At 59.4% G+C, this 17,631-nt stretch carries 18 protein-coding genes; 5 read left to right on the forward strand and 13 right to left on the reverse strand.

Going from position 1 to position 17,631, the window contains the following annotated elements:
- Positions 1-48: 48 nt before the first annotated feature.
- The 6 genes from msrQ to ACODTD_RS15075 form a co-directional block, all read right to left on the reverse strand.
- Entirely contained in the window at positions 49-672 is a 624-nt protein-coding gene (msrQ, locus tag ACODTD_RS15050; protein WP_221615868.1) for a protein-methionine-sulfoxide reductase heme-binding subunit MsrQ, read from the reverse strand.
- Positions 672-1,685, reverse strand: a complete 1,014-nt coding sequence (gene msrP / locus ACODTD_RS15055; protein ID WP_011335951.1) for a protein-methionine-sulfoxide reductase catalytic subunit MsrP — start codon at positions 1,683-1,685, stop codon at positions 672-674. Before msrP ends, msrQ begins: the two co-directional genes overlap by 1 nt.
- Positions 1,686-1,747: 62 nt before the next feature.
- On the reverse strand, positions 1,748-2,605 hold the full coding sequence (gene pssA / locus ACODTD_RS15060) for a CDP-diacylglycerol--serine O-phosphatidyltransferase (RefSeq protein ID WP_285357606.1): 858 nt from the start codon (positions 2,603-2,605) through the stop codon (positions 1,748-1,750).
- 148 nt (positions 2,606-2,753) lie between these two features.
- Entirely contained in the window at positions 2,754-3,770 is a 1,017-nt protein-coding gene (ilvC, locus tag ACODTD_RS15065) for a ketol-acid reductoisomerase (protein ID WP_007959661.1), read from the reverse strand.
- A 48-nt stretch (positions 3,771-3,818) separates the two neighbouring features.
- On the reverse strand, positions 3,819-4,310 hold the full coding sequence (gene ilvN / locus ACODTD_RS15070) for an acetolactate synthase small subunit (protein ID WP_003205610.1): 492 nt from the start codon (positions 4,308-4,310) through the stop codon (positions 3,819-3,821).
- Between the two features lie 2 nt (positions 4,311-4,312).
- Positions 4,313-6,037, reverse strand: coding sequence for an acetolactate synthase 3 large subunit (locus tag ACODTD_RS15075; RefSeq protein WP_011335952.1), 1,725 nt, complete (start codon positions 6,035-6,037; stop codon positions 4,313-4,315).
- A 400-nt stretch (positions 6,038-6,437) separates the two neighbouring features.
- Here ACODTD_RS15075 and ACODTD_RS15080 point away from each other — a divergent pair, with 400 nt between their 5' ends.
- Positions 6,438-6,854: a DUF4124 domain-containing protein gene (locus ACODTD_RS15080; protein WP_011335953.1), complete on the forward strand. Its 417-nt coding sequence runs from the start codon at positions 6,438-6,440 to the stop codon at positions 6,852-6,854.
- Between the two features lie 18 nt (positions 6,855-6,872).
- Here the strand turns inward: ACODTD_RS15080 and ACODTD_RS15085 are convergent, their stop codons facing one another.
- From ACODTD_RS15085 to mrcB, 3 genes are read right to left on the reverse strand one after another with little or no spacing between them, the layout of a single operon-like run.
- Complete coding sequence (locus ACODTD_RS15085; protein WP_011335954.1) at positions 6,873-7,208, reverse strand: YqcC family protein; 336 nt, start codon at positions 7,206-7,208, stop codon at positions 6,873-6,875.
- A complete protein-coding gene (locus tag ACODTD_RS15090; protein ID WP_011335955.1) occupies positions 7,208-7,954 on the reverse strand; it encodes a tetratricopeptide repeat protein in 747 nt (248 codons plus the stop codon). Before ACODTD_RS15090 ends, ACODTD_RS15085 begins: the two co-directional genes overlap by 1 nt.
- A gap of 16 nt (positions 7,955-7,970) precedes the next feature.
- Entirely contained in the window at positions 7,971-10,295 is a 2,325-nt protein-coding gene (gene mrcB, locus ACODTD_RS15095) for a penicillin-binding protein 1B (protein WP_011335956.1), read from the reverse strand.
- A 118-nt stretch (positions 10,296-10,413) separates the two neighbouring features.
- Between mrcB and ACODTD_RS15100 the strand changes: the two genes are divergently transcribed.
- From ACODTD_RS15100 to ACODTD_RS15115, 4 genes are all read left to right on the forward strand, one after another.
- Complete coding sequence (locus tag ACODTD_RS15100) at positions 10,414-11,970, forward strand: bifunctional aminoglycoside phosphotransferase/ATP-binding protein (RefSeq protein WP_011335957.1); 1,557 nt, start codon at positions 10,414-10,416, stop codon at positions 11,968-11,970.
- A gap of 91 nt (positions 11,971-12,061) precedes the next feature.
- Positions 12,062-12,406, forward strand: coding sequence for a pentapeptide repeat-containing protein (locus tag ACODTD_RS15105; protein WP_007959639.1), 345 nt, complete (start codon positions 12,062-12,064; stop codon positions 12,404-12,406).
- Between the two features lie 219 nt (positions 12,407-12,625).
- Positions 12,626-12,898, forward strand: a complete 273-nt coding sequence (locus tag ACODTD_RS15110) for a TfoX/Sxy family protein (protein ID WP_003228231.1) — start codon at positions 12,626-12,628, stop codon at positions 12,896-12,898.
- A gap of 15 nt (positions 12,899-12,913) precedes the next feature.
- Positions 12,914-13,705, forward strand: a complete 792-nt coding sequence (locus ACODTD_RS15115) for a Crp/Fnr family transcriptional regulator (RefSeq protein ID WP_489104977.1) — start codon at positions 12,914-12,916, stop codon at positions 13,703-13,705.
- A gap of 226 nt (positions 13,706-13,931) precedes the next feature.
- Here the strand turns inward: ACODTD_RS15115 and ACODTD_RS15120 are convergent, their stop codons facing one another.
- From ACODTD_RS15120 to ACODTD_RS15135, 4 genes are read right to left on the reverse strand one after another with little or no spacing between them, the layout of a single operon-like run.
- Entirely contained in the window at positions 13,932-14,783 is an 852-nt protein-coding gene (locus tag ACODTD_RS15120) for a ChaN family lipoprotein (RefSeq protein WP_285357608.1), read from the reverse strand.
- A 22-nt stretch (positions 14,784-14,805) separates the two neighbouring features.
- Complete coding sequence (locus tag ACODTD_RS15125; RefSeq protein WP_285357609.1) at positions 14,806-15,573, reverse strand: heme ABC transporter ATP-binding protein; 768 nt, start codon at positions 15,571-15,573, stop codon at positions 14,806-14,808.
- Complete coding sequence (locus ACODTD_RS15130; RefSeq protein ID WP_489105028.1) at positions 15,573-16,556, reverse strand: FecCD family ABC transporter permease; 984 nt, start codon at positions 16,554-16,556, stop codon at positions 15,573-15,575. The genes ACODTD_RS15125 and ACODTD_RS15130 overlap by 1 nt, the downstream gene beginning before the upstream one ends.
- 50 nt (positions 16,557-16,606) lie before the next feature.
- On the reverse strand, positions 16,607-17,479 hold the full coding sequence (locus ACODTD_RS15135) for a heme/hemin ABC transporter substrate-binding protein (protein ID WP_285357610.1): 873 nt from the start codon (positions 17,477-17,479) through the stop codon (positions 16,607-16,609).
- Positions 17,480-17,631: the final 152 nt, after the last annotated feature.

Consider the following 17,631-nt stretch of genomic DNA (forward strand, 5'->3'; position numbering starts at 1 on the left):
CGCCGGAAGTGGGGCGAATTATAGAGACTCAGAATCTGCCGTCAACCCTTAATTTCGCTTTTCCTGAAAAACCTGCTTTTTACCCATCAAACGCGGGATCCGGCGGGTCAAGGGAGGAATACGCAGCGCCAAAAGGAAAACACCTATAAAGGCATAGATTGCCCACTCCTTAAGATCAGCACGCACAATCCACAACATATGCAGCAGTCCCAACCCCAGAATCACGTACACCAGCCGGTGCAACTTTTTCCAGCGCGTACCCAAACGACGCTGACTATATCGGTTGGAGGTAACCGCCAATGCCAGTAGCCCCAGAAAACCCAGAGCACCCACAATAATGTATGGACGCTTACGTAACTCGACACCCAGTTGCGACCAGTCAAAACCGAGGATGAACGCCATATAGCTGCAAAGATGCAGAACCACATAGGCGAAACACCAGAGCCCCAACTGCCGACGCACAGCAATCCACCCGGCCCAGCCGGTAATTTTCTGCAGCGGCGTCATACTCAGGGTGATCAACAGCAACACCAATGTCCCAAGTCCCAGCCGATCAACCAGGACTTTCCCGGGATCAGGCCCAAGCAGATCCGCAAAGGCCTGATAGAACCACAACAGCGGCCAGATCGCCGCAGCCAGGAAAACACCTACGCGCCAGATCGGATATCGCATCAGTAGTTCTTCCGCAAATCGAGCCCTGTATATAAAGAAGCGACCTCGTCCGCATAACCGTTGAACATCTGCGTATCACGCACATTCGGTTTGAACAGACTGTTAGGCAGTCGCCGCTCCCGCGCTTGAGTCCAACGAGGATGGTCGACCGTGGGGTTCACATTCGCATAGAACCCGTACTCATCCGCCGCAATGCTTTGCCAGGTTGTCTTCGGCTGCTCGCTGACCAGACTGATCCGCACGATGGATTTGACGCTCTTGAAGCCATACTTCCACGGCACCACCAGACGCAACGGCGCACCGTTCTGGTTTGGCAATTCACGGCCATACATACCCACCGCCAGAATCGCCAAGGGATTCATCGCCTCATCCAGACGCAAGCCTTCTACATATGGCCAATCGATCAAGGCAAATCCCGAACGCTGTCCGGGCATGCTCTTCGGATCCTGCAAGGTTTCGAAGCGAATGTATTTGGCATTGGAAGTGGGCTCAACCTGCTTCAACAACGCCGAAATGGGGAAACCGATCCAGGGAATCACCATCGACCACGCCTCGACACAACGAAGGCGATAGATACGCTCCTCCAACTGGTACGGTTTCATGAAGTCTTCCAGGGCATAACGCCCCGGTTTACCGACCTCCCCGTCCACGACAACACTCCACGGTTCGGTTTTCAACGAACCGGCATTGGCCGCCGGGTCGCCCTTGTCGGTGCCGAATTCATAGAAGTTGTTGTAATGGGTCGCGTCTTTGAAAGGTGTGATCGCCTCATCCTTGACGCTCACCGCGCCCCATTTGACAGAGGGTAATTTCTCGTTGAACCAGGCGGGCGCCTTTCCGGCCTCGACATCGGCATAGCGGGCAGCCTCTTCGGCACTGGCCCAGCGCGGCAGACTGCTCATGGCCAAACCAGCCGCGGTCGCTCCGAGCAATTGCCGGCGAGAGAGATAAATGGATTCAGGCGTGACGTCCGACTCATGGCAATCGGACGCTTTGGGGACTTTGATCAGCATGGCAACTCCGCAGCTTTGGAGGACAGATGCACCATAGACTGCGGAGTATGAGGGAAATTACATCAATCGGCGTGTTTGTGACGACGAAGATGCAACAGATACTGCACCGGGCCCGAAGCGGCATAGGCGAGGAACACCAGCAGCAGAATGCGAGGCGGATCGCTGAACACCACAGCAAACACCAGCACCACTGCAAGGATCGCCACGAAAGGCACCCGCCCCTTCAGATCCAGCTCCTTGAAGCTGTTGTACTTGATGTTGCTGACCATCAGCATGCCGGCGGCCGCCACCATCAACGCGACCAAGAACGACATCTTCGAACCCTGGATCCCGTAATCGCTGAACGCCCAGACAATCCCCGCGACCACACCGGCAGCAGCCGGGCTGGCCAGGCCGATGAAGTAGCGCTTGTCGGCGGTACCCACCTGAGTGTTGAAGCGCGCCAGACGCAACGCCGCACCCGCCACATAGATGAAGGCAACCATCCAGCCGACCTTGCCCATGTCACCCAGCGCCCAGCCGAATGCCAGTAATGCCGGCGCGACACCAAAGGCGACCATGTCCGACAGCGAGTCGTACTCGGCGCCGAAGGCACTTTGGGTATTGGTCATGCGCGCTACGCGACCATCAAGACCGTCGAGCACCATGGCGACAAAAATCGCGATGGCGGCAAAGGCAAAGTACTTGCTCGCATTCGCCGAGTCACCGGCGCTCAACGCAGCCTGGGCACTCATCGAATTGATGATGGAATAGAACCCTGCGAACAGGTTCGCAGTGGTGAACAGATTTGGCAGAAGATAGATACCACGATGCCGGACTTTACGGCCTTCTGCGTCATGCCCTTCTTCGATGTGCTCATCGATGGGCAGCAGGCTTTCGGCGTCGGAAGCCTGGTTCGGCTCTTCGGGACGTTCGCTCATGGACAGTACCTTGCAACGGATTGGACATTTTCGACAGGTGTCTGGGACGACGGTTCGGCCACAAACGATGCAGCTTTATACCAGAACCGCACGCCCATACGAAAAAACGCGGCCGAGGCCGCGTTTTTTTCATACAAGGTTCGACGACTTAGTTTTTGGCTTTGTCGACGATCTTGTTGGCACCGATCCACGGCATCATGGAGCGCAGTTGCTCGCCGATGATTTCGATACCGTGAGCGGCGTTGTTACGACGCTTGGCGGTCATCGAAGGGTAGCCGGTTGCGCCTTCGCTGATGAACATTTTGGCGTATTCGCCGTCCTGAATACGTTTCAGGGCGTTGCGCATGGCCTGACGGGATTCGGCGTTGATCACTTCCGGACCCGTCACGTACTCGCCGTATTCAGCGTTGTTGGAGATCGAGTAGTTCATGTTGGCGATACCGCCTTCGTACATGAGGTCAACGATCAGTTTCAGTTCGTGCAGGCACTCGAAATAGGCCATTTCCGGCGCGTAGCCAGCTTCAACCAGGGTTTCGAAACCGGCTTTCACCAGCTCGACGGTACCGCCGCACAGAACGGCTTGTTCGCCGAACAGGTCGGTTTCGGTCTCGTCCTTGAAGGTAGTTTCGATGATGCCGGTACGACCGCCACCAACGCCAGCGGCGTAGGACAGCGCAACGTTCTTGGCGTTGCCCGAGGCGTCCTGGTAGATCGCGATCAGGTCAGGGATACCGCCGCCTTTCACGAACTCGGAACGCACGGTGTGGCCCGGGGCTTTTGGCGCGATCATGATCACGTCGAGGTCGGCACGCGGAACAACCTGGTTGTAGTGGATCGCGAAGCCGTGGGAGAAGGCCAGGGTGGCGCCTTTCTTGATGTTCGGCTCGATTTCGTTCTTGTACAGCTGGGACTGGAACTCGTCCGGGGTCAGGATCATGACCAGGTCGGCACCGGCAACAGCGGCAGCTACGTCGGTCACTTTCAGGCCGTGGGCTTCAGCCTTGGCAACGGTAGCCGAACCTTTACGCAGACCGACGGTAACGTCGACACCGGAATCTTTCAGGTTGCACGCCTGGGCGTGGCCTTGGGAGCCGTAACCGATAATGGCAACTTTCTTGCCCTGGATGATCGACAGGTCGCAGTCTTTATCGTAGAAAACTTTCATGAATTTCCCCTTTATATCCAGGCCGTTCAGGCCATTCGCTAATTTGGTTTAGATGCTGAGTACTTTGTCGCCGCGGGCAATACCGGTGACGCCACTGCGGACGGTCTCCAGAATCGATGCGGTGCCGATGGACTGAATGAAGCTGTCGAGCTTGTCGCTGGTACCGGTCAGTTGAACGGTATACACGCTGGCGCTGACGTCGACGATCTGTCCACGGTAAATATCGGTGGTGCGTTTGATCTCGGCGCGCTGAGCGCCAGTGGCCTTGACCTTGACCAGCATCAGTTCGCGCTCGATGTGAGCGCTTTCCGACAGGTCCACCAGCTTGACCACTTCGATCAGCTTGTTCAGGTTTTTGGTGATCTGCTCGATGATTTCATCGTGACCGACGGTGGTCAGCGTCAGACGCGACAGGGTCGGGTCTTCGGTTGGCGCCACGGTCAGGCTTTCGATGTTGTAGTTGCGCTGCGAGAACAGGCCGACTACGCGAGACAAAGCACCGGGTTCGTTTTCCAGAAGCAAGGAAATAATGTGCCGCATGATTAGGTACGCTCCGTCTTGCTCAGCCACATATCGCGCATGGAGCCGTCTTTGATCTGCATCGGATAGACGTGCTCGCTGGTGTCGACCGAAATGTCGATCACCACCAGGCGATCTTTCATGGCGAACGCCTCTTCCATCTTCGACTTCAAATCTTTCGATTCGGTGATGCGCACGCCGACGTGGCCATAGGCTTCAGCCAGCTTGACGAAGTCAGGCAAGGATTCCATGTAGGAGTGCGAGTGACGGCTGCCGTAACTCATGTCCTGCCACTGACGAACCATGCCCAGAACACCGTTGTTCAGGATGACGATCTTGACCGGCAAACCATATTGCAGGCAGGTCGACAGTTCCTGGATGTTCATCTGGATACTGCCTTCACCGGTGACGCACGCAACATCGGTGTCAGGGAAGCTCAAAGCGATACCCATCGCGGCCGGCAGACCAAAGCCCATCGTGCCCAGGCCACCGGAGTTGATCCAGCGGTTAGGCTTGTTGAACTTGTAGTACTGCGCAGCAAACATCTGGTGCTGGCCCACGTCCGAGGTCACAAAGGCATCGCCCTTGGTCACTTCGCACAGGGTCTCGATCACGGTCTGTGGCTTGATCTTGCTGCCGTCGCCCTTGTCGTAAGGGAACAGGCCACGATCACCGCGCCATTCATCAACCTGCTTCCACCAGCTGGCAACGGCTTCCTTGTTCGGGGTTTCGCCGATTTCCTTGAGGATCGCGACCATTTCGGTCAGGACGCTCTCCACCGGACCAACGATTGGCACGTCGGCCTTGATGGTCTTGGAAATCGAAGCCGGGTCGATGTCGATATGGATGATCTTGGCGTTCGGGCAAAACTTCGGCGCGCCGTTGATCACGCGATCGTCAAAACGCGCACCGACCGCCAGGATCACGTCGGCATGGTGCATCGCCAGGTTGGCGGTATAGCTGCCGTGCATGCCGAGCATGCCGATGAACTGACGATCAGTGCCAGGATAGGCACCCAGGCCCATCAAGGTATTGGTAACCGGCAGGTTGAGCATTTTTGCCAGTTCGGTCAGCGGCGCGGAGCCGTTGCCGAGGATCACGCCACCGCCGGAGTACAGCACGGGACGCTTGGCCGCCAGGAGCATTTCTGCCGCTTTGCGGATTTGCCCGGAGTGACCGCGAACGGCCGGGCTGTAGGAACGCAGTTTGGCTTTCTTCGGGAAGATGTATTCGAACTTCTCGGCCGGGTTGGTCATGTCTTTCGGGATATCGACCACGACCGGGCCCGGACGACCGGATTGCGCCAGGTAGAAGGCTTTCTTCATGACTTCCGGGATTTCCGAAGCGTGCTTGATCATGAAGCTGTGCTTCACGATCGGCCGTGAGATACCGATCATGTCGGTTTCCTGGAACGCATCGGTGCCGACCATGGTGCTTGGCACCTGACCGGAAATGATCACCATTGGAATCGAGTCCATATAGGCGGTGGCGATACCGGTGATGGCGTTTGTGGCGCCTGGACCGGAAGTCACCAATACCACGCCGGCTTTACCGGTGGCACGGGCGTAGCCGTCAGCCATATGGGTAGCCGCTTGTTCGTGGCGAACCAGGATGTGAGTCACTTCCGGCTCTTTGAACAGGGCATCGTAAACATGAAGGAGAGCACCACCCGGGTACCCGTAGATATATTTGACGCCTTCGTCACGCAAAAAGCGGACGAGCATCTCACCGCCAGATAAAAGCTCCACGTTGTTCACCTCTAAAACGCCAGAATACCGTCCACAAAAAAGCGAACGGGTCTTAATAGGTTTACTTCTCGGCAGAGCATGAGCGACGGTGGTCGCCGACTACGTCAGCACTGACTGAGCAAGTATTGGGATCGTCCCAAGTGTTGCGGGCCTTTCCCACCCAGCGCGAGGTAACGCGTTGCGGGTGTAACAGGTCGACGCGGATATGCGCCTCATGATCTGCCGAGAGGGTCTGCTTCTGGCAGTCCCTGTACAGCGGACTTTGGATTCTTCTGTTTCGCCCTCTGCAAGTCAAGCCGTCAATGTGCTTAATTGTGGGTAAGCACATGAGAACGCAAGAAAAAACCCGGAAACCGCTACTCTGTTAGCTTCAATTGCGCAGTTTTGCCAAGGAATCAGCATGCGAACGCTTCTCTTAACTCTGCTAATCAGCGTCAGCCCATGGTGTATGGCCGGTCAGATCTACAGATGGGTCGATGCCCAGGGGGTCACCCATTTCGATCAACAGCCACCACAAGGGCAGTCATCCACCGCCGTGAAGACGCCCTCCTCTACCGCACCCAAACCAGCGGCACTGCCTGGCAGCGGCGCGCTGGGCGATCAGAAAGCCATCGATGACAAGGTCAAGAAGCAAGTGGCGGAGCAGCAGAACCAACTCAAGGCATTTTGCGAACAGGCGCGAACGAATCTCGCGCAACTGCAGAACAATCCGCGCTTGAGGGAGGAAGTGGAGGGAGAATTGCGGCGGCTGAATGACGAGCAGCGCCAGCAACGTACTGAAGAGGCAAAGAAACAGATAGCGGAAAACTGCCAGTAACGACTGGCAGCTCCCGGTTCAGCGTGAAGCGGTGATCAGCAGGTCGAACTCTTTGAGCAACACCTGAAGCTGCCGATCCTTGCCCTGCAGATTGCGCTGGGCGAAGACCATCTCAGCCATTTCCTGAATGCCCGAGGCATTGGGCAATGGCAGATTCTGCTCAAGAATAATCTTCATCCGCGGCAGGAAGATCCATTGCAGCCACTGCTCGAAATCGAGGGTGTCGACCGAAAACGGCTCGACGCTGCTCAGGGCTTCGACCGAGGGCTGGACGTCATCCCACCAGCCCTGGGCGCGCAGTTCACGCTCGATCAACAGCAATTGATCGGCGACCTTGGAGAAACGACTGTCCATCACAGCGAAACCTTGGCCTTCTGACGGGCCAGAGTGGCGCCGGCGGAATCACCTTGCTTCTCACGTGCCTGAGCGATCAATTCCCACAGACTGGCCTGCAAGTCCGGACGACCATTGGCCATGGTCAGTGCGCGACGAGCGGTCTGCTCGGCTTGCGGCGCATCGCCCTGGGCCATGCGCACCTGCGCCAGACGGTAAAGCACTTGCGGCTCGCGCGGCGCTACACGCTGGGCGCGTTCCAGGCTGGAGGACGCACCATTGAGGTCGCCACCGGCCTGCTGCTGTTGCGCAGTGGTCAACAGTGCGAGAACCGGGCCGTCCAGCTGCTCATCGGCAGACAGACCGCCACCGCTGCTGGCCGAAGGAATGCCGCTCGGCGTCGAAGGCATGCTGTAACTGCCGGAGCTGATCGGCGCCGACTCGACCGGCGAAGGGTTATACGGCCCCGGCGTGATGCCACCGGACGCCGGGCCCGGAACGATTGGCGAAGTGCTGATCGGCGCCGAAGCCGCTGCGCCGCCCGGCACCATCACTACCACACCGGTATCGCCTTGCGGGATCGCCTGAGCCTGGGCCTGTGCAGGACGTTTCACCGTCGTTTGACGGAAACCGCCATTGGCCGAAATCCGCTCGCTGTTGGACACGGCGGTGCCGGAGTCCACAACCGGGATCGAACCACGCTGTACGGTGGAGCAGCCGCTGAGCAAAGCCACGGCGGTCACCGCTGGAATCAACCACTTGTTCACTTGAAACCCTCTTTGCTTAATTCATCCAGCCCTTGACCCAATCCATCACCGACTCGCCCGAGGCCGGGCTTTCGCCCGCGCAGGAGGCGCCGGGTGGCGGTTCGCTGCCGCGAATATACGGCATCTGCACGGCGCCCGGACAGTTGGCATCAGATCCCTGGCCGGTACGCGAATCGACCCAGGCCTGCACCACGTTATCCGGTTGCGGCATGTCCAGCGGCAGCGGATCGGCCTTGCGCATGAAGCTGGTCCAGACCTGCAACGCACCGGTGGCCCCGGTGAACGGCGTCTTGCCGTTGTCGTCGCGGCCGAGCCAGACCACCGCCAGCAGATCCTGGCTGAAGCCGGCGAACCAGCTGTCGCGCGAATCGTTACTGGTGCCGGTCTTGCCCGCCAGCGTCAGGGTTCTTGGCAACACGTTATAAACCGAACTGCCGGTGCCTTCACGCATGACCCGCTGCATGGCGTTCTGGATCAGATAGATCGAGGCCGGATCGAAACGCTGCTCGATCTGGAACGGATAACGCTTGAGCGGTTCGCCGTCGGCAGTCAGCACGCTGCGAATCCCGCGCATCGGCGTATTGAAACCACCGTTGGCAAGCGTTTGGTACATGGTCGCGACTTCAATCGGGGTCATTCCGCCCGCACCGAGCAGCATCGACGGGAACGCCGGAAACTCGCGGGTCACGCCCAGGCGACCCAGCGTCTTGAGGACATTCGGAACGCCAACCGCCAGACCGAGGCGCGAGGTCGACAGGTTGTAGGAATGTGCCAGCCCCTGATACAGGAACACCGTACCGTGGGAGCGGCGGTCATAGTTCTGCGGTTTCCAGACCTGACCATCCGCACCCTTGATTGAAAGCGGCTCGTCCGACAGCCAACTGGTCAACGTGTACTGGCTCGGCTTCTCCAGCGCCGTCAGATAAACCGCCGGTTTGATCAGCGAGCCAATCGGCCGCACCGCATCCAGTGCCCGGTTGAACCCGGCAAAACTCGCCTGACGGCTGCCGATCATGGCCTGGACTTCGCCGGTTTCCGGGTTGGTAACGACCATCGCCGCTTCCACGTCGTCGGAACCCTTGCGACCGGACAGGCGCTTGAAAGTGTCGTTGACCGACGCTTCGGCTTTCATCTGCAGAATCGGATCGAAGCTGGTGAAAATCCGCAGGCCTTCTTCGGTCAAGTCTTCGTCGCGGTAGTCTTCACGCAACTGGCGCTTGACCAGATCGATGAAACCCGGAAACGAACTGTCGGCCAGCTTGCCGCGCGTGGTTACGCCCAGCGGCATTTTCTTCGCGGCAGCCACTTGTTCGGCGGAAGCGACGCCCTGCTGTTCAAGCACGTCGAGCACCAGATTGCGTCGCTCCAGCGCCCGCTCCGGATTGCGGCGCGGGTTGTAATAGGACGGGCCTTTGACCATCCCGACCAACAGCGCGACCTGGTGCAGCTTCAGCTCGGACAAAGGCTGAGCAAAGAAGAACTGGCTGGCCAGACCGAAACCGTGCACCGCACGCTGACCGTCCTGACCGACAAAGACTTCGTTGAGGTAAGCCTCGAGGATTTCCTTTTTGTCGTAATGCAGCTCGAGCAGCATCGCCATCATCGCTTCGGTGAGCTTGCGGGTCAGGCTGCGTTCGTTGGTGAGGTAGAAGTTCTTGACCAGTTGCTGGGTCAGCGTACTGCCGCCCTGAGTCATCTTGCCGCCCGAAGTGTTGACCCAGACGGCGCGGGCAATCGATTTCGGCGATACGCCCCAGTGGCTGTAGAAATCCCGGTCTTCCACGGCGACCAGGGTTTCCAGCAGATACGGCGGCACCTGATCGAGCTTGATCAGAATCCGGTCTTCAAGGTTTTTCGGGTAGATACCGCCGATCATCAGCGGCTCCAGGCGCACCACGGAAAGCTTCGAACCGTTGGTCGCCGAGAGTTCGGCCACGTAATCGCCGGAGAAACGCACGCGCACCGGCTGCGGTTTCTCGAGGCCTTCATAGAACTGGAAGCCACGGGTGTTCAGATCAACCGTGTTGCCATTGACCGCCGCCGCGCCGGGACCGTTGCTCACAGCTTCGCGGCGATAGCCCAAGGCATCGAGTTCGGTGAGGAAATCGTCCTTGCTCAGCTTTTGTCCGACGAACAGCTCGAGCGGACGCGCGTATACCTTGGCCGGGATGGTCCAGCGCTTGCCGGAGAACTTCTCCTGCACCACCGCATCGAGGTAAACGGCGAAGCCGGCCAGCACCACAAGGCCGACCAGACTGAGTTTAAGGGCCCAGCCCAACCATGGGCGCAGGCCCCGGGAAGCTGGTTTTTTAGGGGTACGGGGGGATCGAGTACGAGTCATGGCGGCGGATTATACGCACTTTATTCATACTCAACAGGAGCGCTCCGAGGTTTGCGTCGGGCTGGCGAGCGGCCATAATGAGCGCCTTGAACTTCCCCCAGTCTCTGAAGGATCGTCCGTGAGCCAGTCCCTGATCGCTGCCCTGCAAAACCCGGCCCTCTACCCGCATCCCGTCGAAGGGTTCCAGGTCATCGAAACCCATATCTCGTGGGTACTGCTCACCGGTCCCTACGCCTATAAAGTGAAGAAACCGGTGAACTTCGGTTTCCTCGACTTCACCAGCCTCGAATCCCGTGAGCACTTCTGCGGTGAAGAGCTGCGCCTGAACCAGCGCCTGACCGAAGATTTGTATCTGGAAGTGATTCCAGTGACCGGCAGCGCCGAAGCCCCGCAACTGGGTGGCGACGGCCCGGCCATCGAGTACGTGCTGAAAATGCGTCAGTTCCCGCAGTCCGGCCTGCTCAGCACCCTGCAAGCCAACGGCGAGCTGACCACCGCGCACATCGACGCGATGGCCGAGCAAATCGCCCGCTTCCACCTCAACGCGCCGAAAGTCCCGGCCGAGCACGATGCCGGCACGCCTGAAAGCGTGATGGCGCCGGTACGCCAGAACTTCGAACAGATCCTGCCGTTCCTCAGCGACAAGAACGATCTGCTGCAACTCGACGCTCTGCAAGCATGGGCTGAAAGCAGCTTCGATCGCCTCAAGCCGCTGTTCGCCCAACGCAAGACCGACGGTTTCACTCGCGAATGCCACGGTGACATTCACCTGGGCAACGCCACGCTGATCGACGGCAAGGTCGTGATCTTCGACTGCATCGAATTCAACGAACCGTTCCGCTTCACCGACGTATGGGCCGACACCGGCTTCCTGGCGATGGACCTTGAAGACCGTGGCCTGAAATCCCTGGCCCGTCGTTTCATCAGCCAATACCTGGAACTGACCGGCGACTATCAAGGCCTGGAAGTGCTGAACTTCTACAAAGCGTACCGTGCGCTGGTGCGTGCGAAAGTCGCACTGTTCAGCATGCCGGCCGACGCGACACCGGTGCAGCGCGCCACCACCCTGCGCCAGTACCGCAACTACGCCAACCTGGCGGAAAGCTACAGCACCATTCCTTCGCGCTTCATGGCGATCACCCATGGCGTTTCCGCTGTCGGTAAAAGCCACGTTGCCATGCGTCTGGTCGAAGCACTGGGCGCGATCCGCCTGCGTTCCGATGTCGAGCGCAAGCGCCTGTTCGGTGAGCAAACCGTTGCCAATGATGTTCAGGCCGGGATCTACAGCACCGACGCCAGCACTGCAACCTATGCGCGTCTGCATGAAATTGCCGAAGTGATTTTGCACGCCGGTTTCCCGGTGGTGATCGATGCCACTTACCTCAAGCGCGAACAACGCGACAACGCCGCCAAAGTCGCTGAAGCCACTGGCACGCCTTTCCTGATCCTTGACTGCAACGCTCCGCAGGCAGTGATCGAGAGCTGGCTGGCGATTCGTCAGGCAGACAAAAAGGATCCGTCCGACGCGACCCTTGCCGTGATCGAAGCACAACAGGCCAACCGCGAAGCCCTGACGCCGGAAGAAATCCTGCGCAGCAAACGCGTGCAGACCAATGAGTCCGGCACCCTGGACACCGTTGTGGCGCAGATCCGCCAGCGCCTGCCAGGTCTGTAAGAAACTATTTCGGCCGTGAAGCCCTCGCCCGCTTCACGGCCGTCAAATAGTGGCACTATACTGGCGTCATAAAACCAACAGGTGATTTGACATGAGCCAGCCGAAACTTCTCGACACCCCGCTTTATGCCTTGCTGCACAAAGACGACATCACAGGTTTCAACAATGAACGCCCGAAAGACGGCCCGATCGACATGGTGGGCGGTGACTTTCGCGGCCTCGACCTGCGCGAACTGAACGCCGATGGCGTGGACTTCCGGGACGCCTACTTCCGTTCCGCCGACCTGCGCGGCATCGACTTTCGCAACGCTTCGCTGGAAGGCGCGAGCCTGGCTCATGCGCAGATCTCCGGGGCCTACTTCCCGCCGGAGCTGAGTGCGGACGAAATCCTGATGTCGATGAATTTCGGTACGCGCCTGCGTTATCGCACCCGCTGAGCCTCGCACTACCCAAACTCGTCCAGCGCCCCCGCTTTGCGCTGGACTGCGTGCCATTCGTAATCCTCCCTCGCCCTCCTCCCGTTATTCATCAGCAAAAACTGACGTTTCTTAGAAGCGTTTGCGTTGAATCCGACCAAACAACCACGCTTTTCCTACTGATGGCTACACTCCTGAGAAGCTCGCCCACGCACCATTCGGCCGTCGCAAGGAGGCTTGATGAATGATGAACTGCAACACCTGAAGAATCTTGGCAAGACGTCGGCGCAATGGCTGCATGCCGTGGGCATCCATAGCGCCTCGGATCTGCGTCGCCTGGGCGCGGTGGATGCCTACCGGGCCGTGCGCACTCGCGGGTTTCGGGCGTCGAAGGTGTTGTTGTACGCGATCGAAGGGGCGCTGATGGATGTGCACTGGAACGACATTCCCGCCGAACGCAAGGATGCTTTGAACAAGCAGCTCGAAGCCATTTCCTCTCGCCACAAGAACTGACGGGCACTGACCGCCATGTACCTGCTCGGGGAACAATCGGCCCAGGCCGATGCATTGATCAACCACTTGCAGAGCTTGCCTGCTCAATGGCTTGAAGGCCTGGTGCCGTGCGGGCCGGCCCTGGAACTGGAAGCCACGGATGATCTGTTGGCACGTTTGCCGGATGACCAGTTGTTCTTGCTCACACAAGGTGTCATCACTGGTCGACTGGATGGTCGTGGTCTTTTCTATTGGCATGAAGGAGATTTGATCGGCCTGCAACAGGGTCCGGAATGGGCGGATTGCACGCTGTACTCAGACAACCCGCTGACATTACTGCCCTATCGCCGAAGCGATTTGTTTCAACATGTGTATGGAGAAACCTCGCGCTCTGAGCAATTTCTGCGCTATCTGCTCGGACAAATGGCACTACTGGCGCACGCGGTAGCCGAGTTCAAGCCGCGTGAGTTTCGCAGCACCAATGGTTTCAAGCGGGTCGACGCCGGAGACATTCTGATCCGCGAGGGCGATGACGCCGACCATGTGTTCGTGATTATCGAAGGACACGCCGAAGCGTTTGTTAATGGGCACAAGGTAGGCGATGTGCCCAAGGATGAGATCTTCGGCGCAATGGCTGTATTCACTGGCGAACCGCGCAACGCAACGGTCATTGCCCGGGAAGCGAGCACGGTGATGCTGATTCCCGGCGATCAGTTTCTGAGCATGACCCGCACCAATCCGAAAATCGCCCACAGCCTGATCGAAAGCATGGCGCGGCGTATCGACCAGCTCAACAAGCAGCTCACGGGATTTAACAGCCAGACCTGACGCCGGTATTCACGGGGCGTTTACGCCATTGCCGGGACAAAACGACAGAAATGAAAAAACAGCAGTTGACTTGGTAATGAGAATCGCTATGATTATCACAACTGATCGCGAGATCAGTCGATATTCTGAAAAGCCCTTGGTTCGGACTCTCAGATTATCTCCTCATCAGGCTAATCACGGTTATTTGACCCGGTTTTTACCGGGTCTTTTTTTGCCTGTGGAAAAGTCATTTCTTGCCGAACTGCTTACGCATCTCGGCGCAATAATCCGGTTTCGGCTTGGTCGCTGTGAACCAGACATAATCAGCCATCGCCGCCGTAATCTGACTGCCCTGCTCCGCCAGCATCAGCACCGTCGGCGCCTCGGGCGCGCCCAGATCCAGCACATGCAGCGGCACCCCCACGTCCTTGCGCGCGTGATAAGCACCCGCCAACAACAAGGCAGGCGCGGGGGCCGCCAATAAACGCGATGCCATTCGCCGATCCCGTTGCTGCTGAACAGCCAGCATCGCCGGCATTTGTGCTGACGGCAGCAAGCCGCAGTGAGAATCGCCGATCTGCTCCAACAGCGTTTCTTTCACAAATTTAGCGTTGCTGCGCTCCCCGCTCAGAACCGGAGGATCGCGATAGAACGCGCGAATTTCGATGTTATCGAGGTTGGCTGCCAGCAACGGCCAGGATTGCGTCAGGGCGAACCGCACAATCGGGCCGTAGAGATTCCAGTCCCAACCGTCCTGCCAGGCCAATGCAGCAGGGAGATCGGCAGGTAGCGTTGCGGCATGGCGCACGTCATCAACCCGCGACTGTTGATCGGGCGTCAGCATTTCCAGCAGAAGACTGCCTTGGGGGCGCTTTTCTTCGAGGTTCTGCAACAACCACAATTGAAGGGCATGGTGATCGGCGTTGTCATGCTGCTCGCCAATAATCACCCGCGCCGGTCTGCTCAGTTGCGTCAGTAATTGCTGCGCCGTCAGACGCTCGCCGCTTCGCAAATCACGGATCTCGCCCACGACCGGCGGCGCCGCAACATGCTGGCAACCCGCAAGCCACAACACCGCCAACAGCAAAATCCCGCGCATACCCTCACCCTCGATGATGAAATCAGCGGGCGATGATCAGCGGATGCCCGCGCTCCGGGTGCGTTTGCACCAGCACTTCCAGACCGAAAACCGCCTTCAGCGATTCCGGGCGCAAGACCTGCTGCGGTGTATCCAGTGCGACCGGCCGGCCGCCCTCCAGCAGCAGGATGCGATCACAATAACGCGCCGCCAGATTCAGATCATGCAGGATCACCAGCACCGCCGCGCCGCGATCGGCAAATTCGCGCACCGCTTGCAGCGTCGTGTGTTGATGCAACGGATCGAGCATCGAGGTCGGCTCATCAAGCAGCAGAGTCTGCCCCGCCTGCCCCGGCCAAAGTTGCGCCAGCACCCGCGCCAGATGCACCCGCTGACGCTCGCCGCCGGACAAGGCCAGATAACTGCGGCCACTCAGGTGTCCGGCATCGGCGGCCCGTAATGCGGCAGCGACGATCTGGTCATCGCGCACCCGTCCGCTCTGATAAGGCAGACGCCCCATGCCGACCACTTCTTCGACAGGAAAGGCAAAGTCCAGCGTCGATACCTGTGGCAACACCGCCAGCCGCTGGGCACGCTGAGAACCACTCCAATGGCTCAAGGCCTCACCGTCCAGCAGCACTTCCCCGTCGCTGGCACTCAACTCTCCGCAAAGCGCACTGAGCAAGGTACTTTTACCGGCGCCGTTCGGCCCCAGTACACCCAGCACTTCTCCCGGTTCGAGTTGCAGGCTGACGTCGGCCAGAACGGTCTTGCGGCCACGGCGGATGTGCAGGTTGTGCGCACGCAGCATCAGACACGCCCTCGCAGCAACAGATAAAGGAAGAACGGCGCACCGATGAACGCGGTGACGATGCCAATCGGCAGCTCCGCCGGTGCCAGCGCCAGCCGCGCCACCAGATCAGCCAACAGCAACAGACTGGCTCCGGCCAGCACCGATGCCGGCAGCAACACCCGGTGATCCGGCCCCACGAGCAAGCGCACCAGATGTGGCACCACCAGCCCGACAAAACCGATCATGCCCGCCGCGGCCACTGCCGCACCGACGCCCAGCGCCGTGCAGAACACCAGCTCACGCTTGAGCCGTTCGACATCGATTCCCAGATGCCCGGCTTCCGATTCGCCGAGCAGCAACGCATTGAGCGCCTTCGCCCGACGTGGAAGCCAAAGCGCAACACCGGCGGTGATGATCAGCAGCGGCCACAACCGCGCGTAACTTGCGCCGTTGAGGCTGCCCAGGTTCCAGAACGTCAACGTGCGCAATGTCGCGTCGTCGGCCAGATAGGTAAACAGCCCCACTGCCGAACCGGCCAGCGCCGTCAGGGCAATCCCCGCCAGCAACATGGCCGCCACATTGGTCTGCCCGTTACGGCGGCCGAGTCGATAGACCAGCGCAGTTACGCCAAGGCCACCGAGAAACGCGCAAACCGACAGCAGATAAGGCCCGAACCACTCTGGCAGTCCGCCAAAAAACGAACCACCGACAATCGCCACCGCCGCGCCCAACGCCGCGCCGCTCGAGACGCCAACCAAACCTGGATCCGCCAGCGGATTGCGAAACAGCCCCTGCATCGCCACCCCGGACAGCGCCAGCACACCGCCAACTGCCAACCCGAGCAGCGTACGCGGCAGACGAATCTGCCCGAGAATCAGTTCAGACTGCTCCAGCCCGTCCGGCGCCAGCGGCACACCGATCATGCGCAGGGCAGCGCGCAAGGTATCGAACAACGGCAGACTCACCGGCCCCAACGCCAGCGACAGCCAGATCGCCAGCAGACACAGCAGGATCAGGCCGATGAACAAATCGCGGGGTTTGACCAGCGTGGTCATTGGCTGCTCTGGGCCGGATAGAAACCGTCAGACAGGGTCTTCAGCGCAGCCGGCAAACGCGGCCCGAGCCCGCCGACCAGCAGCGTCGGGTCCAGTTCCAGCACCCGGCCGGTCTTGGCGGCACGGCTGGAATTGAGGATCGGGTTTTCCTTGAACAGCGCCGCTTTCGCCGCCTCGCCGGTCAGCGCACGGTCAGCGAACACCAGCACTTCAGGATCGAGACTGGCCAGGGACTCCACGGAAAATGGCTTGTAACCGGTGTGGGTCGCAAGGTTATGCCCGCCCGCCTGTTGCAGCAGCCAATCGGCAGCGGTGTCTTTGCCGGCGATCAGCGGCTTGCCGCCGGCATGTCCGAGCAGCAACAGCACGCCCGGCGCTTTCTGTTGGGTCTGGGCCTGCGCTACACGAGCCTTTTGCGTATCGAGTTGCTGTTGATAACTTTGCAGCAATTGCGCGGCCTGGCTTTCGGCGCCCAGCAACTGCCCCAGATGAGTGACATTTTTCTCCAGTGTCGGCAGATCCGGCTGAGCCGAGAACAATTCCACCCGCACCTTGGCGCTGCGCACCTGCGAGATCACTGGCGGCGGGCCCATTTCTTCGGTGCCGATGAGGATGTCCGGTCGCAGGCTGAGAATGCCTTCGGCCGACAGGCTGCGCTGGTAGCCGATGCTCGGCAGCGACTTCAGGGACTGCGGATGCTGGCTGGTGGTGTCGACCCCCACCAGTTTGGCTTCACCCCCCAGTGCACTCACCCACTCCGACAAGGCGCCGCCAGCGCTGACCCAACGTTGCGGCAACTCGGCCGCTGCAGCCTGGTGGCTGACCCAAAGTCCGACACACAGCACGGCAACGCGGGTACTCAGGCGCATAGACAGCTTCCTTGAAAGGTTTTCCCGGGCATCGGAACGGCAGGCCAAGTATCCTCGGCAGCGCTCACCTCGCCACGGGCGAAGGCGGCCATTTGATAATTGTTTGCATTTGAACGTCAAGCTCGGACATATCCGGACACGAGCCGACACTT

It is taken from the genome of Pseudomonas sp. FG35 (assembly GCF_057809295.1).